Below are 21,369 nucleotides of genomic sequence, written 5' to 3'. Positions count from 1 at the left end.
AAAGTAGTGCTCTTTTGCTCAGCGAGTAACACCCGCGCGGCAGAACTAGTAAGGACAAATACGGGGTGGTCCTGTTGGACCAATATGCCTGCTGTTTTCGGCGCGGTGCGAGGAAGCAGGCCCACTTGTAGCAGCAATTAACGGCGGTTTAACATCCTCCCCTGCCTAATCCGTACCTTTACCACGCACCCATTTCGCCCCCATGCCCCAACTCACGGAAACCCAAGCCGAAGATCAGCAACTGCTCGATAAACTGCGCCCCTCGCGGATTATTCTGCCGGTGCTGATGGGATTGGGTGTAGTAGGGTTCATGTTCTGGCGTAGCTACAAGCCCGGCGACCTGGCTCCCCTAGCCAACGCTAAGCCAGTTTGGCTATTGCTTATGCTGGCCGTCCTCGTGGCCCGCGACGCGGGATATGTGTACCGAATTCGCTACCTCACCCAAAAGGTTTTGAGTTGGCGAGCCGCCCTAGATGTTATCATGCTCTGGGAATTTTCGTCGTGCGTGCTGCCCTCGGCCGTGGGGGGTACGGCCGTGGCGCCGGTGTTGCTTCACAAGGAAGGCATTCCGCTCGGCAAGTCGGTAGCTATATCATGGCCACGGCCATGCTCGACAACCTGTATTACGTGCTGGCGGTGCCACTGGTGGTGCTGATTGGGGGCGACGCCCTGTACCCGCACGAGGCCTTACAGGGCGGCTTGGTTGCTACGTTGCGGATAGCATTTATTGCGAGCTACGTCTTTGTATCGGCCTACGCTTTTCTGATGGTGTACGCTATCTTCGTGAATCCCAGATCAGTACGCCGCCTATTTATCCGGTTGTTTTCTATTGCCGGCCTACGTCGCTGGCGTAATAAAGCTTATCAACACGGCAACGAGTTGGTACTAGCCTCAGCGCAACTGCGCGGCAATGGGCTGGCTTACTGGCTGCGCGCTTCCCTCAGCACGGCTTTCGTCTGGACGGCGCGGTATCTGGTTATTGGCTGTCTGATTTCGGCATTTATTGACGTAACCTGGGCGGAGTTCTGGCTGATTTTTGGCCGCAACCTCACCTATAAGGTTATCCTGCTCATTGCCATTACCCCCGGCGGCGCGGGCATTGCGGAGGGCGCCTTCCCCACCTTCTTCGGAAAGTTTATTGGCACGCCTACCATGACCAACTTCATGGTGCTGCTTTACCGCATTGTTACCTACTACCTCTACCTGGTGCTGGGCGCCATTTTCCTACCTCGCTGGATTACGCGCATCTTCGGAAAGCGTGACGCTGAGAAGGTGCTGCACTCCTAATTTCAGGTTATCACCTCTAACCAAAAGTGCCAGCCCAACTACTTGGGCTGGCACTTTTGGTTACGCAGCTAGGAAGCTGCGGCCCTTAGTTTGGAGGTGTCTGAGCGGGTATGAGTCGCTGATAGGTTTGCCAGAACTCCGGACGATAGGCTACTTTGGACAGCTGCCACAGAGGGCCACCCTGTACCTCTACGTTCGTTTTAGGGTCTGGCATGCGAGCCGCAGCAATGGTAATGGGCGGGGCGTAGTAGATGTCGTACGTTTTCTGGTTGTGAAAAGGCGCTCCACCTAGCACCCGACCCACGCTACTAGCCTGGGCCACGCTGGTAGCCGCGTAGTACCGACCCGTGGGAGCCCTTTGGTACGTTACGACATGGGCAGTCCGGTGGTCAGTGTACACTTGTCTGTACAGACGGGAAATATTATTGCCGCAGCCATAATACTTGTGAGCTATGGCATTGTGTTCTGTCGTGTCGTTTTGCCACAGGGCTTCGTAGCGCACCACGGCGTAGTCCTGTTGCCGAACATACAACCGCCCTGAGTAACCACTGGTCTGGTACATGCCCGTTGCCCGGTGGCTGGCGCGCTTCACGGCAAAGCGAATCACGTAGTAGGTCTCGCCACCATGCTGCTCTAGGGTATCCAGCCACAGTTGGTATTTCCCCAATGTGCCGGCTTTGAACAGCGGGGAGATGCGTACTGGGTCGAAGCCCCCCGAAAACCCGTGCCCTCCCTCTAAATACATGCCGAAGCTGGCGGGCTCAGTAGCGGGTGCTAGCACGTGCTTGTGCTCTACTTTCGTTACAGGCCTGGGCTCCAGGCTAAGAAAGCCGCCCGCCCAGTTATGATAACCAGCCGGCACAAACTCCTGGCTCACATACTCAACCTCGTGCCGTAACGTATCGAAGCTCATGATTCGCCGGTGGCTGTAGGCCTCCTGTTGGTAGTCTTGCCGTTCGTAGTTCGTTGCTATAGCCTGGATTACCTTCTTCATTATCCGTTTAGGGTCCTGAGACTGGGCACTCACGCGCACGGCAGCAAGGGCAAAGGCAGCAGGCACCAAGCGTACCGTTTGAGTACCGTAGCCTCGGCAAACATGGTAGCTGCTTCGTACCCAATGCTACTAATCTGTATCACCTCGCCCCGACCAACGTTCAACTGGAAACGGCCCTGGGCATCTGCTATAGTACCCGCACTTCGCGCCGGTACAGCTACCGTAGCAAACGGCACTGGTTGGTTGGTTTTGCGGTCGAGAACTATCCCACTGAGCGCAACCTGACTTCCTGACCTGACCATGGGGCGCGCCGCCGGGTTTGGGCGCCTGGATGCGTAGCCTCCAAGATAGGGGCAGCCACCGGAGCAATTTCTTGTGCCGTTGCCCCCGTTTCCGGCACCACGGCGTGAGGCGGATTTACCGTTTTCAGGAACAAGAACCCGTCCACTACCTCGCTCCATGGACCAGTGATAGGCGCGTACTCAAAAGCATACGTAGTGAGCTGCCTACCCGGTGCGGCCCGCTTCAGGCTGACAAAGCTGTAGTCGTGTCCTTGGGCTAGTAGCTCGGCTTCTAGTGTACCAGCCGCCGGAGTAGGCACTTGTTTGTGTTTACCCCAGTACCCAAAACCATACGTTCCGCCACCGGCCAGCGTGCCTAGCACATACACCGCATCGGGGCCCAGCGCAGCCTTCACGGCGCGGCCCATCGGTTTATACTTGCGCAGTTCAGCGTCTTGTAGTAGCTCGGTGCGGGCGGCAAGATGCGGCAAGGCACCCCAGCAAATCACCTTCTCCCGGGGGTGTTTGCGTAGATACCAGAGAAGGTTATCAGCCATCTGGGCGTCGCGCGGGTTGCTATCAGCGGCCTTGAAGCTCGCCGAATCTTTATCGGCGGGGTCGTTGGTGGCGTAGTCGTGGGCTAAGGCCTGAATGCTACGCAGATTCTGAAGCCAGAATTCGGCCCGTTCGCGGCGCTTTGCATCTGAGCCGGCTGCTACCTTTTCGAGCAGCTTACGCGCTTTTCCTACTTGCCTATCAAACAAAAGAATCTGGTGAGACGGCGGAAAAATGAAGACTTCCCCCATGATAGCCAAGCACTCATCTACATAGTCATAGGCAATATCTCCACTACCTTTTTCAGGCTTCAGGAAAGCTTCAAGCTCTTCTAGCAGCTCATCCTGATGGCCGCCCAACTGGGAATCGAAGCCAGCTACCCGGAGGCCACCCTTTCCCAGAAGTGGCAGAATAGCCTGAAACTCCTGGGTCTCACTCCATACAGGATACACGCTGCTATGCACTACTTCACGCACGGGTTTGCCGGCCTCCAGTGCTTGCTGCGCTTTGTCTAGCTCGTAGAAGCTACTCTCGAATGCCACGGTAGTAAAGCCCATACGCTGCTGCAAGAACTTTATCAGCCGGATTTTAGCCTCCGTCACATTCCCCTCCCCGTGCGTAGGCTCGCCAAGCATTACCACGCGGGCATTTCCTATTTCTGCGCGTAGAAATGCGAGGTCCTCGAAGCTGGAATCAGTAGGTGCGCCGCTGCGAATAATGTGAATGGGTAACGGGGCGTTGCTTGGTTGGGCCCACAGCCGGCTGGTGATGAGCAGGAACAGGAAGGCACTACTTAGTGCGCGGTATACACTAGCCATAGAAAGTAGCTGCTTTATAGAGTAATGAAGCGTAAGCTACGGATTCTGTGCTGGTGTCTTACTGCTTGTGAAAAGTAACGCCGCGTGTCTTTGCTTCGCCTTCAAACTGTAAGTAGTAGGTCCCGGGTAGTAGGTGTTCTACCCTTAGATAAGTCGTACCGGGCTGGGTCTTTCCAGTCAGTACTACTTGTCCCAAGAGGTTCAGCACCTGGTAGCGCAGTGCCGCAGGGACCTGAATGGTCAGTTGGTCTTGCACCGGATTGGGGTACACAATGGCCAGGTCAGTAGCCCCACTTACTACCGCCACGGCAGAGAAAGTAGCAGTGCCCGTTACATCTACTTGGCGAAGGCGGTAGTACAGGGTACCGCCTTCGCGCGTTTCATCCATCCACGTGTAGTTGTGCGCAACAGCGCTATTTCCTTGCCCGGCCAGGGTAGCTACCGTGGTAAACTGCCCGTTTGCCGTGCGCCGCTGCACTTCAAATTGGGCGTTGGCTTGCTCCGTAGCGGTAGTCCAGTGCACCTGCACACCAGATGCTAGGCGTTGAGCGTCAAATTTGGTGAGGCTAACTGGCAATGGATTTTGACTGATAGACGCATCGGTGCTAGCCAGCGCAAACCGGCCTAGCCCCGTCATTGGCCCCGACGTCAACGAACCCGAAACGTAGGAGCCTGCAGTAGCGGTGCCAGTGCTACCTCCACGCCCCACGCTGCTCCAGCCGCTACCGTTGTTGCGGGCTACTACCAGCGCGGAAGCTTCCGGATTGTTGACTTGGTCATCGGGTCCGAATACCAGCGCAACTGTTCCAGCAAAGGCTCCTGGTGCTAAGCTTGGCTCCGCACTGATGGCAAAATGGCGTACCCGATTCACGCGCCGCAAGTCGCCGGTAAGCAAACCTGGCTCAAAGCTGCCTTCCGTTTGCACTGCCGTAAATGCGGTGGCTTGCGTTAGGGCAGTGATAGTAAGCACTAAGGGCCGGTAGGCCGTACCTTGGCTGGTAGGGCGTCCTAACGGAAACGCCAGCGTGGCGGGGCCAGTAGCCACACGCGCCACAGGACCATTAACGAAGCTGTTATCGGAGCCGCCGGTAGCATCGTTGAGCAGGGTGAGCATGTTGGTGGCATCGGTGGTGAGACGCCCAGCCGTGAGCTGTAGCACATTATTTACCTGCACGGAAGTAGCCAGCGTTACGCCGGCAGCGCTAGTGTTAGTAATCTGCAACGGCACATCGGCACCCAGATAGCTGCCACTAGACGCTGGCCCTCCCCAAGCAGCACCACTAATACGCTGGGCCGTGCTGCCATTTAGCACTAGCCGGGCGGTGGTAGTACCACTAGTTTGCGGCTGAAACCGGAACGCACCTTGCACCACAATGTCGCCCGCCACCCGAATCTCACTATTTGTGGAAGCCGTGAACGTAGCTCCTGGCCCAACCACCAACTTACCCCGCACAACTAGAGGACTGGAACCACTACCCGTATAGTTGATAGCGTTTTGCCCCAGCCGACTGCGGAATAGTAGATTAGGATAGGTGCGGCCATTAATGGACACGGTAGCGCTCGACTGACTCTTGGCCCGAAACTCCCAAATACCGGCCTCGGTGCCCACCACTGCCGCCAGGTTTTCGACTAATGCTGCGTGTGGTCGGTCGGTATAATGCCGGTACGTGCCCCCATTATAGAGGTAGAAAGTTGGGTTGGCACCTACCACGTCAATGACGCCTACGTCGCTAGCATTTGTCACAACGGCCTTGCTGTGGACGGCTAATGCTATTTCCGTAACGCTACTGCGGGTAAGACTCAGGGGCGCCGAGTTTGTATTGAGCGTTGGTATCTCAAAGAGAATCGAGTCGCCCGCGCCGGGGTTGAGCGTCAAGGACCGGACTCCTACCGCGGGGCTGCTAGTGGTGCTCGTAGCACCCCTCGGAACTAACAGCACCGTATAGCGTCCGGCAACTACGGCGTGGTCGAGGAGCACATCATCATTTTCAGTCGGCACGGCATCTCCTACCCAGTTCTGAGCATCAAACCAGCTACTGCTACCTGCACCGCCGTCCCAGCGCACCACGGGCGATATTACAAAGCTGCTGCTACCCGACGTGCCACCACCAGGCCCAGGGTTGACTACCGTAATGGTGGCAGTGCCCGCCTTCGAGACAGAGCTAGCCGGTACGCTAGCCGTTAGCTGCGTTGCACTCACAACTGTGGTGGCTAGGCTAACTCCGTCCAGCTGCACTGTGCTACCACCAAAAAATCCGCTTCCGGTTACTGTGAGAGCAAAGCCATTGCTGCCCTCCACTATACTGGTTGGGTTAATGCTTGTCAGTACCGGCACGGGATTCAGGGACGAAACGGCCTGTATCTGCACGTTGTCGATGCGTAGCGTGCTGGTACCAGATGCCCCGCTAGCCAGCAAACGCAGAATAATATTCGACTTATTATTGAGAGCAGAATACCCTGATAAGTCCACGACGTGCTCAGTAAAGCTGCTTACTACAGTACTCGTCACGGCGGGCAGGTCAGTAAACGAACTGCCGCCGTTGGTACTGAAAGATACCGTTAAGGTAGGCGCCCCACTGGCAGGATGTTGCTGCTGGTAGTAGAGTTTATAGGAAGAATAAGTGGGTAGCTAGTGCCTCCAAGGGTAAACTCAAAGTACCGGCTGTTATTCCCGCTGGAGTTATTCATGCCTAATGCCTGCCCCGCAATACTGGTTGCAGTGAATGCGGCAGCCCCCGTACCGGTGCCATTAAACGTCGTGAAGGGTTCAGTAGAAGAAGCCGTAGCCGTCACGTTGGGAGCCAGCACGGGCGTAAGCTCTGCATAACTAGCGCCCGAGTTGAAGGTGTAATTGACGATTGTGGTTTGAGCGAAACTATCTACTGATTGAATAAAGAAGGTGGTGAAAAGGCTTGCTAGCAGCAGCACTTGTTTCATGAGTAACAGGCAATAATGTAGATGAATAGCAATAAGTCGGTTCAGCAATATAACAACCTGATAGCTACTTCCCTTATACCTCTCCCAATAAGCCTTGCTAACACGCGCTTCTACTAGTTGAATAGAATGCTTTCGTTGCTAAAGCAGAATTTTACGGGTGTACTACAAGCAAAACAAAAGGCCTTCTGCTGGTAGCAGAAGGCCTTCTCATTACAAGGGCCGCTATGGCACCAAAATAGTACTCTAATTACTCTTTCTCGAGCCGTAGTTCAGCACCGGTAGGAGCTTTGAGCGTCAGCTTATCATCCGTCAGAGTTACGACATCAAAGGTGTTGCTTTCAGCGGCACCGTCGGGGGTCATAGTGATTTTCTTACCTGCTTGGTCGAACGTGTATTTGCCGTTTACCGCACCTGCAACCGAGGTCATATTATACTGGCCATTGGCAAAGAACTGAATACGGTCGTCTTCCTGCGCATCAGTTTGCTTTACCTTATCACCGGTGGAGCTGAGCTCTTTATCGGTTTTCCAGGTTTTGCTTTCGGTGCCATACAGCATGTTTACGCCTTCTACTTTACCTTCTTTGCTACCGCAAGAAGCCATGAACAATGCCATGAGGACGAGCAGGCTAGCAAGGTAGCGGAGGGGAGTGAATTGGGTTTTCATGGGAGTAGGGAGTTGGTTGGAGAATACAGATGTAACCGCTGGGCTAGGGCCCAACTTGCGCTTCTTACGGCGGGTTGTTGCAAGATGTTCTGGTATGTACTGTTGAGTTTATACTACGTACAACCTAATTGCAAGCCCGGCGTAAGAAGCCTACAGCGCCAATCATCCACCTGATACTCGGTGCTTTCCCCCTCACTTTTAATTACCTACTACTATGGGACTGTTTGATTTTCTTTCCAACGACGGCGATAAAAAACCTGTTCAACCTGCTGCAAAACCCGCCGCTGGTGGGGCCACCGATTTCTTCGGCAACGCTGGTAACGCGGCCAAGCCTGCTGCCCCCACCGCAGCCGCTGGCGATACGTATACCGTAGTAAGTGGCGACTCGCTTTCTAAGATTGCCAAAAATCACTACGGCGACGCCGCCAAATGGCACCAGATTTATGATGCCAACAAAGCAACTATCGGTTCTAATCCTGACCGCATTGAGGTGGGCCAAGTACTTACGCTGCCGAAGCTGTAAGCAAGCCTTTCTCTTAGTAATGTCCTAAAAAGCCATCCTGTGCAGGATGGCTTTTTTTGTACTCTGGCGCCTATCTGGGTGGTAGAAAAATCGTTGTCCGTGCTATAATCTGCTGGCCAAGTCAACGACTATTTTCTTTATCAACTAGTGGAGCACTGTTCCACAGCCGCCCAAACAGGCACGTAACACGCTGGCACAAGCACATATATAGCCTAATCGTGGTATAGTGAGGCAGCCACGAGTAGAAAATATTTTTTTCACCTAAGTGTTGCATATGTCAAAACCACTGCCATACATTTGCAATACCAACACGGTACTCCTCTGCTAGCGGCAGAGAAGTTTTCATAGGATTTATACAGAAGTGGCGAGAGAACAGGCTCCGTGACCCACTGGCAACCATCGACCGCGCGAAAGGTGCCAATTCCTGCCCGACCCGGCTTCCGCCGAAGGGGCATATAACTCAGAGTACCATGGAAAATCTATTCGCTTTCGCCCTTATTCACCCATCTGCCCCGGCCGCCACGCTGCGCTCCGGCTTGCTGATGGGTTCTTGCGTTGCTTTCACCGCCACTGCGGCCTCAGCTACTGCCCGAATGCGAATGCGCTGCTGTTGCAGCGCCTGCTACTAGTCGCCTAGTCTTCGCGACCTAGCTCCTCCTCTTTCCCTGGCTTTGCTGGTGGTGCCCTTATGCGGCACGCCACAGCCTTTGCGCAAGCCAACCAGCTAGCTTCCACTTAGTTCTGCTGGCTCTACTGCGCCCTGCTGCTCTTCTACGCGGCTCCCTTCCCCCTACAAATTTGAATCTCCTTCTTCCCGCTACTCTCTAAACTCAGCATTGCCATGTCGACCCAAAACTTCCACTTCGAGACGCTCCAACTCCACGCCGGCCAGCAGCCTGATCCCGTAACTGGCTCCCGGGCGGTACCCATTCACCAGACTACTAGCTACGTGTTCAAAAATGCGGAGCACGGAGCTAATCTGTTTGCGCTGAAGGAATTTGGCAACATCTATACTCGCTTGATGAACCCCACCACCGATGTGTTCGAGCAGCGCATTGCCGCGCTGGAAGGTGGAGTTGCAGCACTAGCAGTATCCTCGGGGCAGGCAGCTCAGTTCATCGCACTGAACAACATCCTACAGGCGGGCGACAACTTTGTGAGCACTACTCACTTATATGGCGGCACTTACAACCAGTTCAAGGTAGCTTTTAAACGCTTGGGTATTGAGGTACGCTTCGCCGACGGCGACCAGCCCGAGAAGTTCGAAGCCCTGATTGATGACAAAACCAAGGCTATCTACCTCGAAACCATTGGCAACCCTAGCTTCAGCGTGCCCGACTTCGAGCGCATTGCGGCCATTGCCAATAAATATGACCTGCCCTTGGTGGTAGACAATACTTTTGGGGCGGGCGGCTACCTGTTCCGCCCACTGGAGCACGGCGCGCACATTGTAGTAGAATCGGCTACTAAGTGGATTGGCGGCCATGGTACTAGCGTAGGTGGGGTAATCGTAGACGGTGGCAAGTATGACTTTGGCAACGGCAAGTTCCCACAGTTTACGGAGCCTTCTGAAGGATACCACGGTTTGGTGTTCAATGATGTATTCGGTAAGAATGGCCCCTTCGGCAACATTGCCTTCATCATTCGGGCCCGGGTAGAAGGGCTGCGTGACTTTGGTCCTTCGCAGAGCCCATTTAATGCCTTCTTGTTGCTGCAAGGCCTGGAGACGCTAAGCCTACGGGTGGAGCGCACCGTAGAAAATACCTTGCGCGTAGCTACCTGGCTCGAGCAGCACCCCCAGGTGGAAGCCGTAAACTACCCCGGCCTGCAAAGCAGCGCTACTACCCACTAGCCCAGAAGTACCTAACCCGGGGTGCGGGCGGCGTGCTCACCTTCGCCATCAAAGGCAATAAGGAAACGGCTACCCAATTCATCGACAACCTGAAGCTGGTAAGCCACTTAGCTAACGTAGGCGACTCCAAGACGCTGATCATTCAGCCCTCGGCTACTACCCACCAGCAGCTCTCCGAAGAGGAACAGCGCGCTGCCGGGGTAACACCTACTCTACTACGCCTATCGGTTGGCATTGAGCACTTCGAGGATATCCGTGCCGATCTGGCCCAGGCATTTGAAGCGGTGCGCAACGCTACTCCGGCCCAAACGGAAACAACAGGTACTCTGCTGCCCGAGCCAGAACTCGAACACGCCGCCACGCTGGAGGTCTGAGACCAAGAGAGGGGTTGAGAGGCCGGTCGTTCAGGAGAGCGGCCGCGCATCAGACTCCAGCTAGCGGTTTGCGGGCAGTCCAGCAGCTTTTTTGTGAGAGAGGGAGCCGCTGACGATACTGCCCGCACCCAGCCGGGGCTGAGCTGGTATAGAACTAGCTCAGCCCGCGGACTGGGATTCTACCCGACTATTGCACTGCTTACCATGGCTGATTCCGAACAACAGGTATTCCGACTACCCCGGCCGCTCCGGCTGGAAAGTGGCGCCGTTCTGTCGCACGTGGAAGTGGCCTACCATACATTTGGCCGCCTCAATGCTAGCCGCGACAATGTAGTTTGGGTGTGCCACGCCCTAACCGCCAACGCGGAAGTAGAAAGCTGGTGGCCCGGCCTATTTGGTGCTGGCACCCACTTCGACCCCGCTGATTGGTTTGTGGTGTGCGCCAACGTACTAGGCTCCTGCTACGGCAGCACTGGCCCGCTCACTTCAAATCCCGAAACGGGCACTGCCGCCTACCACGAGTTTCCGTTGCTTACCATCCGGGACTTAGTAACGGCACACGAAGCACTGCGGGAGCACTTGGCATTACCCCGTGTTCATACGCTTATTGGCGGCTCTTTGGGAGGCCAGCAGGCAGTGGAATGGGCCATTCAGCGGCCTTCTCTCTTTGAGAACCTGGTACTACTAGCCACCAACGCCCGGCATTCGGCCTGGGGCATTGCGTTCAACGAAGCACAGCGCCTCGCCATCTTCGCCGACCCAACGTACGAGCAAGCCACTCCTGACGGTGGCGCTGCCGGTTTGCGCGCTGCCCGGGCCATGGCCTTGCTCAGCTACCGCAGCTACAATGCGTACGGACGCACGCAAACCGAGCCCAACGACGAAGTACTGCAGGATTTTCTGGCTAGCTCCTACCAGCGCTACCAGGGCGACAAGCTTGTAGCGCGCTTCAATGCCTACAGCTACGTGTCCTTGTCTCGCAGTATGGACTCGCACCACGTCGGCCGTGGCCGCGGTGGGTTGGCAACTGCCTTAGGTCGCATTCAGGCACGCACATTAGTTATTGGTATTTCATCGGATGTGCTGTTTCCGCCCGCAGAGCAGCAGGTACTAGCTCGCCACATTCGGGGAGCCACGTACGCCGAAATGGATTCAGCCTACGGCCACGACGGTTTCTTGATTGAAACCGCCCAAATCACGCATTTTCTCGAACGGTTTTATGTCCAAACCTACGTTCACTAAGTCTGCGCTGCCTCAAGCGGCTGCTTCGGTATCTTCTACTCCCGCCGCGCAAGTGTGGCAAGTAGGACTGATCGGCTTCGGCTGCGTAGGCCAGGGCCTCTACGATATCCTGCAGCAGCAACCCAACGCCAGCTTTGCCATTAGCCGCATCGTGGTAAAGAACCATACCAAGGAGCGCATTCTGCCAGCCGAGCGGTTTGAGTTCGACGTTGATGCTCTGCTAGCCGACGACTCGCTGGACGTATTGGTGGAGGTAATTGACGATGCGGAGGAAGCGTTCCGAGTTGTGGCCGAAGCCTTGCGCCGGGGCCGCCGGGTAGTTACTGCTAACAAGGCCATGCTGTCGCGCCACTTGCCGAAGCTCGTGCAGCTACAGCGCGAAGGTCAAGGCACTTTATTATACGAAGCGGCCGTGTGTGGCAGCATCCCCGTGATTCGTACCCTGGATGCCTACTTTGGGGCTGAGCCCCTGCGCCGCCTCACGGGCATCCTCAATGGCTCTTCTAACTACGTGCTGACGCGCATGGGCGAGCAAGACTCCGAGTATGCCCCCGCCTTAGCTGAAGCGCAGACCAAAGGCTTTGCTGAAACCGACCCCAGCCTCGACATGGGTGCTTTTGACCCCCGCTCGAAGGCAGTGCTATTAGCGGCTCACGCCTACGGTACTTTCCTACAGCCTGAGCAAGTACTCAACTTGGGTATTGAAGGCATCAGCGCCGTTGATATTGCCTTTGCCACCAGTCAGGGCCAAAAAATTAAGGTGGTAGCAGGCTTGCAGCGCCTACCTGATGGTCGGATAACGGTGCTCGTGACGCCCCAGTTCGTGGGGCCCGAGTCGCCTCTTTACACTGTAGACCACGAGTTTAACGGGGTTGTTATTGAAGCCGATTTTGCCGGCGAACAGTTTTTGCGCGGCCGCGGTGCTGGCGGGCACCCTACCGGCTCGGCCGTACTAGCTGATTTGGCGGCGCTGCGTCAGGGCTACGCCTATCACTACCCCAAAGCCACCGCCACCGCCCCCGAGTACGCCTCCGACCTAGAAGTTGAAATTTACCTACGCACCGACGAGGACCGTCTCGTTGATGTACTAGATTTCAGTGAGATTTCGGAAGAAGCCGACGAAGACGAATACGTGGTTGGTTACGTTGCCCTCGAAAACCTAGTGCGCCACCGAGACCTCCTGCGCAAGTACGGCGCGTTTGTGGTTCGCACGGGCCGCCTCCGGCCCATCAGCACCGCTGTAGCAGCGACATTGATAGAAGAAGAGTCTTTGTAAGCACTAGTCCGTGCCAATGACTTAGGTATCCCCTCCCACTGCATCAGCGGCGGGAGGGGTTTTGGTTTGCTAGCTAATTGATTTCGCTGCCCTTACTTCTTAGGCGGAGCGGTAGCTGGTGATGGCGGAGTTGGGCTAGCTGGGGCAGTAGGCTGGGGCGGAGTTGTCTCGGAAGTTTCCTGTCCTACTGGTATAGTTGGAGCAGGCAGGAGCGTGTCCTTCGGGGCAACCGTAGCTTGAAGGATAGTAACTGGCTTCACTACCAGCGTATCGGGCTTTGGCGCTGGCTGCGGGAGAACGGGCACTGCCCGCGCCCGCAATAGGGCCACTGGACGGGGCTGGGGCTTGAGTGCCGCGGCCAGCAACGGCCCCGGCAGCCCCACCCCGAGCAGGGGACGTAGGAAGTCGCGGGCAGCCACAAAAGCAGTATCGAGGTAGGCTGGCTCTACGGAGTAGGGTACGTGCCCAGCCCCACGCAGGCGCCGAAGCACATTGGGAACTCCCACAGCAGTAGCCCGCTGACTAACCGCCCCGCCCCCGTACACCCGCTGAGCAGGGAGCGGACTGCCTACAAAACCCCGGCCATAGGGAACCAGCCCGTCGCGGGTGCCGTGCACGTTGCATACGGGTACATCGCCAGGCTGTAGCCAGCGCAAGTTGGCTAGGGCGCCACACAGGTTGATCACGCCCCGCGGGCGGCTGCTGTAGCCAGCATTACCCCCGTTGCCTTCTAAGCCTCCGAAGTCAGCTATGTGCAAATAAGCTGGTACTTCCGCTGGTTTATCGAGGTAGGCGGTAAGCAAAGACATAAACCCGCCCGCCGAGGAGCCACCCACGAAGATGTACTGCGGATGTACCCGAAACCGGCGCGTTGTAGCGGCATCGTGGCGGAAGAACCGGATAGCGGCGCGCATATCCTGAGTTCCGCGGATGGCCGCCCGCCCAATGCCGACGGTATCGAAGGGAAAGAAGTACAGGCGATAGTCGATGCTGGCTGTCACGTAGCCCAGGCGCGCCAACCGGGTACAGAGCGTAGTCATCACGGCATCGTCGCGGGTACCGGTTAGGAAGCCTCCTTCATGGGCAAATACGATGAGGGGGCGCCGCCGCACAGTATCGCCCAGCGGCTGGTACACATCCATGTAGAGCGGCTGCGAGCGGCCAATAAGGTCGGAGGCATGGGCAAATTCTACGTTGCGCAAAATTTGCACTTGCCGGAACCGGGGCCGGTGGTAGCGCCCTCCAGTTGTATCAATCTGGGCGTGGCCCGGTGTGGTATCTAGCAGCAACCCAACCAGCAAGGCTAGGAGCAATACGTACTTCATGCGAGTATAAGAAAGCCGAGACAACAGGCTCGGATAGTAGTCTTCCGGTAAAGATACCGGAGGGCCACCGGCTATACTCCGGCTCAGCTGCATATTCTACTAGATAGGCTACATATTGATACTACCCCACCAACGCACAATAGTACGCTAGTGGGGTAGCATCGAAACTCGTAGCGGTGGAGTAGCCCAATGCGGCCAGACCTATTCAAATATGATTCGTTGCGCAGCCAAGCCCTCAGGCCGTACTAGGTAGGTGCCTGCCCGTAGCGTCTCGCGCGGAATCAACAGTTCAGGCTGCTCCCAGCGGAAGCGCCGCACTACCCGGCCCATAGCATCAAGCAGTTCTACTGGGCGGGCGCGAAAGGCCGTGTTGCTCGACCAAGTAAGGCGCACAACTGTGGCCGCTGGCACCGGGTACGCTTGCAGCACAGCTTGGGTATTGGCGCGCTGGGCAGCCGTTACGGTGCCAGTCTGGCGCAGCAGTGGGCGTAGAAAGTCGCGCACGAAGCGGAAGGTAGTATCCATGTAGGCCACCGCCGTAGCAGAAGTGCCCGAGAAGGGCACGTGGCCTGCTCTTTTAAAGGTATAGAAGGGATTTTGCACCCCTACGGCAATAGCACGGGTGTTTAGCACTGCGCTGCCGTATATTCTTTGGGGCGGCAGCCCGCCTCCTACCCTACCAGCGCCATAGGGCACTATTGGGTCATTGGTGCCGTGCATACTCACAAAAGGCACATCGCCCGCCTCTATCCAAGTAGGACGGCCCAGAGCGCCAGACAAATTTATTACGCCCCGCACCGCACTGGAATACGTGGGATTGCCTCCCGTTCCTTCCAAGCCGCCCAAGTTTGCCAGATTAATCGTGCTCGGCACTTCCGAGGCCTTGTTGAGGTAGGCTGTTTGCAGAGCCATGAAGGCGCCAGCAGAAGAGCCGCCCACGTAAATATAGTCTGGATGGATGCGGTAGTTATCGGCGGCGGTGGCGACCGTGGTGGCAGCTTTCATCCGAAAAAACCGGATGGCAGCGCGCATGTCTTGTACGCCCCGGAAAGACGCAATACTAATGTTTGTCGTGTCAAAAGGCAGAAATAGTAGGCGGTAGTCGATGCTGGCCGTAACGTAGCCCAGGCGAGCGAAGCGCGTGCACAACTCCGTCACATCTTGGTCCGTCTTGTTGCCGCTGATAAACCCGCCTCCGTGCGCAAAAATCAACAGCGGCCGGCGGCGCACTGTGTCGCCGGTGGGCTGGTACACATCTAGGCGTAGCGCCTGCTGTCCACCCAGATAATCAATGCTGGAGCCATACGTAATGTCCTGAGTACGCGTAACGTTGGCGAAGATTGGTTTGTAGTAGCGGCCACCGGTTGTGTCGATGCGCGTTTGAGCAGAGGCAGCCGCTGCAAACCACAGCAGACCTAGCAGTGCGAAGAGGTGTTTCATATGGTGGGGTTTTAGCTTTTGTAAAGATGATATATAAATGTTTTTGTTTCAGCTATATTTTACCCTAACTATGCTTCAAGTATCGCGGAATGGTTATGTAGGTTTATAGTCTGCTGCTCTTCTACTTTACTCTATGCCAACTATTGCTCCGCCTCCATTGCAACCCGGCGACACCGTCGCCATCGTCTGTCCGGCTCGAAAGGCCTCTCACCAAGAACTTACTGCGGCCGTAACTACCCTTCGTAGCTGGGGGTTAGAAGTAGTTTTGGGTGCCAGTACCAACGTAGAGCACCACCAGTTTGGCGGCGCGACGAGGTTCGGGCCCAGGACTTCCAACAGCAACTTGATAACCCCGCGGTACGCGCTATTCTGTGTGCTCGTGGTGGGTACGGCACCACCCGCATCATCGACCAGCTCGATTTTTCCGGCCTGGCGCAGCATCCTAAGTGGATAGCCGGATTTTCTGACATCACAACTCTCAACAGTCACTTGCTGGCCCTGGGGTACCAGAGTGTTCATGGGGTGATGCCGCTATTGTTTCATCAGGAAAGCGGAGAGGAATCCTTGGAGAGTTTGCGGCGAGCTTTGTTTGGGGAGTCGGTAGGCTACTCAATACCTGCGCACCCACTAAACTGCCTGGGTACTGCTACCGGGGAGCTAGTCGGTGGCAACTTAAGCATCCTCCAGACGCTTACCGGCACTCGCTCCGACTGCTCTACGGCCGGGCGCATCTTGTTTCTGGAAGATATTGATGAATACCTCTATGCCATTGACCGCATGCTCGTGCACTTAGATCGTACGGGGAAGCTGGCGTCCTTGGCGGGGCTCTTGGTGGGCCACTTCACCAATCCCCAAGACAATACCACTCCCTACGGACAAACGCCCAACGAAATTATTGCTTACTACGCCGGTAAGTATGGCTTTCCCGTGGCACACGGCTTTCCGGTAGGGCACGAGCCTCAGAATATGGCTTTGATCTGCGGCCGCATGGCTCAGCTCCGCGTAGATAACACTGGAGCGCGGCTTGCCTACCTCTAGCAGTTTTTGTAGCGGCTATGTTTATGACTATTCGTGCCTTGCAGCCGCATGAGGTGTTGCAACACATGACCTCGCTTGCCGGCCTGCTTCAGGACTCCGTTGCCAATGGATCATCCGTAGGCTTTCTGCCGCCGGTAGTGCCGGCGGTGGCGTATGCTTTCTGGCAAGATGTAGCGGCGGCTATGCAAAATGGGCACCGTGTATTGCTAGTGGCCGAAACCGACGGCATTGTACTAGGTACTGTGCAGCTAGATTTGGTGATGAAGCCCAACGCCCCGCACCGGGCCGAGGTTATGAAGCTCTTGGTACATTCGCAGGCTAGGCGGCGCGGTATTGGCCGGCGGCTGATGTACGTTATTGAAGAGCAGGCCCGCCAGCACCAGCGCACTACCCTCGTACTGGATACGCGCAAGGGCGACCCCTCTGAACGGCTGTACCAGAGCTTAGGCTACACCGTGCTGGTATTATCCCGGCGTACGTGTACAGCGCCAATGGCTCCTTGGATGCTACCGTTATCTACTACAAACTATTACAGTAGTAGCCTCGATACCAAACAAAAAGCCCGGGGTACGACCAGTACCCCGGGCTTTTTGTTTGGTATGCGCTGTGACGTTACTCGTTATACAGGGTAGTAAGCACGGTTTGGCCCACGGCTTTTAGTGTACGCTTGTCAATAACACTCATGTTATCTTGAGTGGTATGGTGGTAGGCGGGGAAGTAGTCGTCGCCCACTGGGAGGTGGTCAATGATGTCGATAGTGCGCACCCCGGCTTGATTCGTAAATACGTGGTCGTCAGTGATTCCGCCGCTGTCGTTGAACAGGAAGTAATCAGAGAAGCCCAGTTGGGCGGCCGTGTTCCACACCTTGTCTACTACATCGCGCGCCTGCTGCCGCGACAGTTCCTCCCGGCTGAAACGGGCATTTTTGGCCCCTACCATGTCAAGCAGGATGCCGTAGCTAGGCTTGTAGTTGGCCGGCAGCAAGTGCTTGGCCCAGTACTGAGAGCCTAAGCACCAGCTCGACTCGCCGCGGTTTTCCTGCTCAGCCAACAAGTTCTTCTTCTCTCCTTGGGTAGCGCTGTCGTAGCCATAGTCCTCAGAGTCGAACAGAATAAAGTCTACTCCTACGCCGGGGGCCAAGCTATCGGGCTGAGCCGCTAGCACGCGGGCCATTTCTAGGGCAATGCCTACCCCACTAGCACCATCCGAAGCACCATCTAAGGGGGCATTTTTATTCTGCTCGTCCTTATCAGCGAAGGGACGCGTATCCCAGTGCGTGAAGACGGCAATGCGGCGGGTTGCCTGGGGCTGATATTGAGCCACAATATTGCGAGAGCGAAGCATTTTGCCATCGAACGCCATGGCTTCGAAGGGTTGCTCCTTCACGGTGAGGCCGGCCTCTTTGAACTTGCGGATAATCCAGTCACCGGTTGTTACGTGAGCGGGCGTATTGGGCACGCGAGGCCCAAAAGCTACCTGGCGGGCCGTATAGGCGTATGCCGAGTCGGCATTAAAGGCGGGTGCCTTCGGCAAGGCGGCCTCCGCTGGCGTAGTATCCGTCTCAACGGTGCTTTTCTTCTCGGGGCAGCCTGTCAGCAGCAGTAAAGCAACAAAGGCGGCGGGGGCAAGGCGGGAAAGGTTCATGTGGCGTAAGCTACAGCTTGCGCCGCCGGGTGCGCAACTGGCCCGACGGAAAATGGAGAAATAGATACAACACGCGGGCCATTGTGTGGGGCCGGCAACCAAGGCGCAAGCTCACTGCTCGCGCCTTGGCTTTACTCTTCGCTATAGGCCCAATCGACGCCGGCTTTGGTGTCCTTTACCACAATACCTTGCGCCTTAAGCGCCGCCCGAATCTGATCTACTTTGTCGTAAGCTTTGGTGGCCTTGGCTTCTTGGTAGAACTCTAGGGTAAGGCGCAGCAAGTCCTCCGTATTGGCGCGGGGCTCATCTACTAGGCCCAGCACGTCAACAACCAGCGTGTGGTAGGCCGTAGTAGCTTCTTCCACGGCCACGGCGCTTACTGTAGCCAAGGTAGCCAGGTTGGCCGCAAACCCGTTGAGCTTGCGCAAGAGGTTGAAGAGGCTGGCAATGGCGCGGGCCGTGTTCAGGTCATCGTTGAGGCCCGTATAGCAATCGGCTACTAGCTTGCGCAGTTCAGCATCGCCCTTTTCCGTATCGGGAGCGCGCTCTACGTCCGCAGGCAGCACCAGTTTCTCCAGGAGGCGCAGGCCGTTCATTAGCTTGCGGTACCCCTTGCGGGCAGCTTGCAAGCCTTCATCCGTAATATCCACGGTGCTGCGGTAGTGCGCTTGCAGTAGGAAGAAGCGCGCCGTCATAGGGGAGTAGGGCTGGGCCAACGTGGTATTGGAGCCCTCAAATAGCTGACTGATGGTGATGAAGTTGCCGAGCGACTTGCTCATCTTCTGCCCATTCACCGTAATCATGTTGTTGTGCATCCATACCTGCGCCTCGTTGGTAGGATGGTTGCAGGCTTGGCTCTGGGCAATTTCGCACTCGTGGTGCGGGAACATAAGGTCGAGCCCGCCGCCGTGAATATCGAACTCAGTGCCGAGGTACTTGCGGCTCATAGCGGAGCACTCCAGGTGCCAGCCAGGAAACCCATCACTCCAAGGTGAAGGCCAGCGCATGAGGTGGCGCTCATCGGCCTTTTTCCACAGGGCAAAATCCAGGGGGCTGCGCTTCTCTTCTTGCCCGGCCAGGTTGTCGCGGGAGCCAGCCAGTAGCTCTTCCACCACGCGGTTGGAGAGTTTGCCGTAGTGGCGGCCGGCGGCATTGTAAGCAGGCACATCAAAATATACCGACCCATTCGACTCGTAGCCGAACCCGTTGTCGATGATTTGCTGAATCATCTCTACCTGCTCGGTAATGTGGCCGCTCGCGCGGGGCTCAATATCGGGCGGCAAGCAACCCAGCACCTCCATGTGGCGGTGGTAGAGATTGGCATATCCTTCGGCTACCTGCATGGGCTCTACCTGCCGAGCCCGGGCAATTTTACCAATCTTGTCGTCGCCTTCGTCGGTGTCGCCTTCCAAGTGCCCTACGTCGGTGATGTTGCGCACATAGCGCACAGTGTAGCCCAAATGGCGCAAGTAACGCGTCAGCACATCAAATACCACCGGCCCGCGGGCATTGCCAATGTGGGCCTCATTGTAAACCGTGGGACCGCACAAGTAGACCCCTACGAAGGGAGCATGGAGGGGTTGGAACGGAGCTTTGCTACGGGTAAGGGTATTGTAAAGCGAGAGGGGGTGCTGCATAGGAAACAAAAGTATGACGGATTACGGCGTCTTGCAGGCAGTACACAGATTTTATAACCCAGTTGCTCCGCGAATGATCCGAGCCTCATCAACAAGAAAATCTGCGTTTCGGCTACGACTTGGCCCGAATTTTACGCAACGAAGTACAAAAGCCCAGTTAATCGGCACAAAAGCACTGGAGAGTAGTCTATAAAGTTCACTTACCAGTACATCATGCGCAGCTGCTAGTAATAAATCAACCGGTTGGTACTTATGATTTCCTTACTCGCGCTGCGGTTTCAGGCGGTAGGTGGCCAAGGTGGGGAAGTGGTCTGAATACGGAATCTCATGGTGGATCTGAAAGTCCTCGATGGTGAAGCGCGGCCCGGCAAACTGGTTATCAATGCGCACAAAGGGGAGGCGGCCGTTGTAGGTAGCACCCACGCCCGTACCCACGGTAGCCCAAGCATTCTGGAAGTGGTCGGCCAACTGATCGTAGCTGTAGCTATAGGGCACATCATTGAGGTCGGCACAGAGCAGAATGGGGTAGCGGCACCGCTCGAAGCGCTGGGTGAGAGTATCAACCTGCGCGTTGCGAGCTACCAAGCCCCGCTTGAACCGACGGAGTAAGCCGAGGCCCTTTTTCTTCAGGCCAGCCTTACTAGAGTAGCTGTCTACAATATCCTGCTCCTCCATACTCATGCTTTGGAGGTGGAAGTTGTAGATGCGAATGGTATCCTTGGAGGGAAGGCGCAGATCGGCCCACATGGCGTGGTTTTGCGTGAGCTTGCCGAACTGGATGGTGCCCCGCCCAACAATGGGAAAACGAGAGAAAATAGCCATGCCAAACTCGGCCCCGGCGCTATTGGTCAGTGTTTTGGAAATGAACGCCTGCCGTCCTACCTGACGCCCGAGCTTGTCTTCGGTGCGAAACACGTTTCCGTCGCGGCTGCGGGTGCCGCGGGCTCGTTATAAAATTCCTGCAAGCAAAGAATGTCGGCGGGGTTTTCGGCCAGGAAGCGTACCATCTCACGGGAGGAATTTAGCTCCGCATCGCGCAACTGGGGGTACACATTGAAGATGCGCACATTGGAGGACAGTACTCGCACTAGCTGCCCCGGGTGCTCTGCGGCACTACCACCCCCGAATGGATGAATGGCTAGCCCACGCTGGAAATGGGGCCACGTTAGCACGGCTACGGCTAGCGGCAGCAAAGCCACCCGCCTATTTCGCAGTAGCCAGTACAGTAGTAGCAACAGGTTGAGGGCTAGTGCGAGGGGTAGCGTGAGCGCCCCAAACGCAGCCGGCCAAAACGTGTAGCCGGGCACTTGAGCGCAGCCAATGGCTAGCAATACCCACCCAATCACCAGTAAAGTGCACTTGAAGGCAAACGAACGACGCACAGGCAACTATTTTCCGGGAGACAGGATCAATAGACAAAGGTATGCGTTCCGTGGAAGCGAGCTGGCTCGCTACGTATGTAGCCTTATTTTCGTTGTATAT

Annotated in this window: 19 protein-coding genes, 2 pseudogenes and 1 riboswitch; of the genes and pseudogenes, 9 read left to right on the top strand and 12 right to left on the bottom strand. The window is 56.3% G+C overall.

Going from position 1 to position 21,369, the window contains the following annotated elements; all coding sequences use genetic code 11:
• The first annotated feature begins 202 nt into the window (after positions 1-202).
• Entirely contained in the window at positions 203-655 is a 453-nt protein-coding gene (locus VI25_RS26820; protein WP_236705019.1) for a lysylphosphatidylglycerol synthase domain-containing protein, read from the top strand.
• Entirely contained in the window at positions 595-1,287 is a 693-nt protein-coding gene (locus VI25_RS26815; RefSeq protein WP_236705018.1) for a lysylphosphatidylglycerol synthase domain-containing protein, read from the top strand. Before VI25_RS26820 ends, VI25_RS26815 begins: the two co-directional genes overlap by 61 nt.
• 85 nt (positions 1,288-1,372) lie before the next feature.
• Here VI25_RS26815 and VI25_RS11625 read toward each other — a convergent pair whose 3' ends face one another.
• From VI25_RS11625 to VI25_RS11600, 6 genes are all read right to left on the bottom strand, one after another.
• Positions 1,373-2,347 carry a hypothetical protein gene (locus VI25_RS11625; RefSeq protein WP_082455510.1) on the bottom strand — a complete coding sequence of 325 codons (975 nt, stop codon included), beginning with the start codon at positions 2,345-2,347 and terminating at the stop codon, positions 1,373-1,375.
• Entirely contained in the window at positions 2,311-2,583 is a 273-nt protein-coding gene (locus VI25_RS28890; protein WP_072144804.1) for a carboxypeptidase-like regulatory domain-containing protein, read from the bottom strand. The genes VI25_RS11625 and VI25_RS28890 overlap by 37 nt, the downstream gene beginning before the upstream one ends.
• Positions 2,544-3,935 (bottom strand): erythromycin esterase family protein, encoded by a 1,392-nt coding sequence (locus VI25_RS11615; protein WP_055562513.1) that lies wholly within the window; start codon positions 3,933-3,935, stop codon positions 2,544-2,546. Before VI25_RS11615 ends, VI25_RS28890 begins: the two co-directional genes overlap by 40 nt.
• 58 nt (positions 3,936-3,993) lie before the next feature.
• Positions 3,994-6,444: a T9SS type A sorting domain-containing protein gene (locus VI25_RS11610; protein WP_052695434.1), complete on the bottom strand. Its 2,451-nt coding sequence runs from the start codon at positions 6,442-6,444 to the stop codon at positions 3,994-3,996.
• 50 nt (positions 6,445-6,494) lie between these two features.
• A complete protein-coding gene (locus VI25_RS11605) occupies positions 6,495-6,872 on the bottom strand; it encodes a hypothetical protein (RefSeq protein ID WP_045689742.1) in 378 nt (125 codons plus the stop codon).
• Between the two features lie 247 nt (positions 6,873-7,119).
• Positions 7,120-7,536 (bottom strand): lipocalin family protein, encoded by a 417-nt coding sequence (locus VI25_RS11600; protein ID WP_045689743.1) that lies wholly within the window; start codon positions 7,534-7,536, stop codon positions 7,120-7,122.
• A 214-nt stretch (positions 7,537-7,750) separates the two neighbouring features.
• On the opposite strand from VI25_RS11600, the gene VI25_RS23375 reads away from it, so the two are divergent.
• The 4 genes and pseudogenes from VI25_RS23375 (at position 7,751) to VI25_RS11580 (ending at position 12,803) form a co-directional block, all read left to right on the top strand.
• Positions 7,751-8,059 (top strand): LysM peptidoglycan-binding domain-containing protein, encoded by a 309-nt coding sequence (locus VI25_RS23375; protein ID WP_045689744.1) that lies wholly within the window; start codon positions 7,751-7,753, stop codon positions 8,057-8,059.
• Between the two features lie 348 nt (positions 8,060-8,407).
• A riboswitch (SAM riboswitch) is annotated at positions 8,408-8,521 on the top strand.
• A 379-nt stretch (positions 8,522-8,900) separates the two neighbouring features.
• Positions 8,901-10,285 (top strand): annotated as a pseudogene (locus tag VI25_RS11590) (O-acetylhomoserine aminocarboxypropyltransferase/cysteine synthase family protein).
• Positions 10,286-10,489: 204 nt separating this feature from the next.
• Positions 10,490-11,527, top strand: a complete 1,038-nt coding sequence (metX, locus tag VI25_RS11585) for a homoserine O-acetyltransferase MetX (RefSeq protein WP_045689745.1) — start codon at positions 10,490-10,492, stop codon at positions 11,525-11,527.
• Positions 11,505-12,803, top strand: coding sequence for a homoserine dehydrogenase (locus VI25_RS11580; RefSeq protein ID WP_052695435.1), 1,299 nt, complete (start codon positions 11,505-11,507; stop codon positions 12,801-12,803). Before metX ends, VI25_RS11580 begins: the two co-directional genes overlap by 23 nt.
• Before the next feature lie 92 nt (positions 12,804-12,895).
• On the opposite strand, the gene VI25_RS11575 is transcribed toward VI25_RS11580, so the two are convergent.
• Together VI25_RS11575 and VI25_RS11570 are read right to left on the bottom strand one after the other, a co-directional pair.
• Complete coding sequence (locus VI25_RS11575; protein ID WP_052695436.1) at positions 12,896-14,128, bottom strand: alpha/beta hydrolase; 1,233 nt, start codon at positions 14,126-14,128, stop codon at positions 12,896-12,898.
• A 201-nt stretch (positions 14,129-14,329) separates the two neighbouring features.
• Entirely contained in the window at positions 14,330-15,568 is a 1,239-nt protein-coding gene (locus tag VI25_RS11570; protein ID WP_045689746.1) for an alpha/beta hydrolase, read from the bottom strand.
• 246 nt (positions 15,569-15,814) lie between these two features.
• Between VI25_RS11570 and VI25_RS26810 the strand changes: the two are divergent.
• From VI25_RS26810 to VI25_RS11560, 3 genes and pseudogenes are all read left to right on the top strand, one after another.
• Positions 15,815-16,030: pseudogene (locus VI25_RS26810) on the top strand (LD-carboxypeptidase); the annotation flags it as partial.
• 27 nt (positions 16,031-16,057) lie between these two features.
• Positions 16,058-16,606 carry an LD-carboxypeptidase gene (locus VI25_RS26805; protein ID WP_236705017.1) on the top strand — a complete coding sequence of 183 codons (549 nt, stop codon included), beginning with the start codon at positions 16,058-16,060 and terminating at the stop codon, positions 16,604-16,606.
• Positions 16,607-16,629: 23 nt separating this feature from the next.
• Positions 16,630-17,238, top strand: coding sequence for a GNAT family N-acetyltransferase (locus VI25_RS11560; RefSeq protein WP_201783286.1), 609 nt, complete (start codon positions 16,630-16,632; stop codon positions 17,236-17,238).
• Here the strand turns inward: VI25_RS11560 and VI25_RS11555 are convergent.
• From VI25_RS11555 to VI25_RS11540, 4 genes are all read right to left on the bottom strand, one after another.
• The gene (locus tag VI25_RS11555; RefSeq protein WP_045689747.1) at positions 17,219-18,250 is read right to left on the bottom strand and encodes a M28 family peptidase; all 1,032 of its coding nucleotides are present in this window, start codon (positions 18,248-18,250) and stop codon (positions 17,219-17,221) included. The two genes, VI25_RS11560 and VI25_RS11555, sit on opposite strands and share 20 nt — an antisense overlap.
• Before the next feature lie 131 nt (positions 18,251-18,381).
• Positions 18,382-19,887, bottom strand: a complete 1,506-nt coding sequence (cysS, locus tag VI25_RS11550; RefSeq protein WP_045689748.1) for a cysteine--tRNA ligase — start codon at positions 19,885-19,887, stop codon at positions 18,382-18,384.
• 261 nt (positions 19,888-20,148) lie between these two features.
• The gene (locus VI25_RS11545) at positions 20,149-20,802 is read right to left on the bottom strand and encodes an endonuclease/exonuclease/phosphatase family protein (protein WP_052695437.1); all 654 of its coding nucleotides are present in this window, start codon (positions 20,800-20,802) and stop codon (positions 20,149-20,151) included.
• Positions 20,766-21,269: a hypothetical protein gene (locus tag VI25_RS11540; protein ID WP_045689749.1), complete on the bottom strand. Its 504-nt coding sequence runs from the start codon at positions 21,267-21,269 to the stop codon at positions 20,766-20,768. The genes VI25_RS11545 and VI25_RS11540 overlap by 37 nt, the downstream gene beginning before the upstream one ends.
• Positions 21,270-21,369 lie beyond the last annotated feature (100 nt).

The sequence above is a fragment of the Hymenobacter sp. AT01-02 genome (genome assembly GCF_000961955.2).
GTDB lineage: Bacteria > Bacteroidota > Bacteroidia > Cytophagales > Hymenobacteraceae > Hymenobacter > Hymenobacter mucosus.
This window is presented reverse-complemented; position numbering and strand designations above follow the sequence as displayed.

What these genes read in the sequence shown, in the direction of transcription:
- VI25_RS28890 (WP_072144804.1), bottom strand. Translation starts at nt 2,583, where the DNA reads ATGGTCAGGTCAGGAAGTCAGGTTGCGCTCAGTGGGATAGTTCTCGAC.
- VI25_RS26815 (WP_236705018.1), top strand. Translation starts at nt 595, where the DNA reads ATGGCCACGGCCATGCTCGACAACCTGTATTACGTGCTGGCGGTGCCA.
- VI25_RS11615 (WP_055562513.1), bottom strand. Translation starts at nt 3,935, where the DNA reads ATGGCTAGTGTATACCGCGCACTAAGTAGTGCCTTCCTGTTCCTGCTC.
- VI25_RS11580 (WP_052695435.1), top strand. Translation starts at nt 11,505, where the DNA reads ATGTCCAAACCTACGTTCACTAAGTCTGCGCTGCCTCAAGCGGCTGCT.
- metX (WP_045689745.1), top strand. Translation starts at nt 10,490, where the DNA reads ATGGCTGATTCCGAACAACAGGTATTCCGACTACCCCGGCCGCTCCGG.
- VI25_RS26820 (WP_236705019.1), top strand. Translation starts at nt 203, where the DNA reads ATGCCCCAACTCACGGAAACCCAAGCCGAAGATCAGCAACTGCTCGAT.
- VI25_RS11575 (WP_052695436.1), bottom strand. Translation starts at nt 14,128, where the DNA reads ATGAAGTACGTATTGCTCCTAGCCTTGCTGGTTGGGTTGCTGCTAGAT.
- VI25_RS11555 (WP_045689747.1), bottom strand. Translation starts at nt 18,250, where the DNA reads ATGAACCTTTCCCGCCTTGCCCCCGCCGCCTTTGTTGCTTTACTGCTG.
- VI25_RS11570 (WP_045689746.1), bottom strand. Translation starts at nt 15,568, where the DNA reads ATGAAACACCTCTTCGCACTGCTAGGTCTGCTGTGGTTTGCAGCGGCT.
- VI25_RS23375 (WP_045689744.1), top strand. Translation starts at nt 7,751, where the DNA reads ATGGGACTGTTTGATTTTCTTTCCAACGACGGCGATAAAAAACCTGTT.
- cysS (WP_045689748.1), bottom strand. Translation starts at nt 19,887, where the DNA reads ATGCAGCACCCCCTCTCGCTTTACAATACCCTTACCCGTAGCAAAGCT.
- VI25_RS11600 (WP_045689743.1), bottom strand. Translation starts at nt 7,536, where the DNA reads ATGAAAACCCAATTCACTCCCCTCCGCTACCTTGCTAGCCTGCTCGTC.
- VI25_RS11560 (WP_201783286.1), top strand. Translation starts at nt 16,630, where the DNA reads ATGACTATTCGTGCCTTGCAGCCGCATGAGGTGTTGCAACACATGACC.
- VI25_RS11605 (WP_045689742.1), bottom strand. Translation starts at nt 6,872, where the DNA reads ATGAAACAAGTGCTGCTGCTAGCAAGCCTTTTCACCACCTTCTTTATT.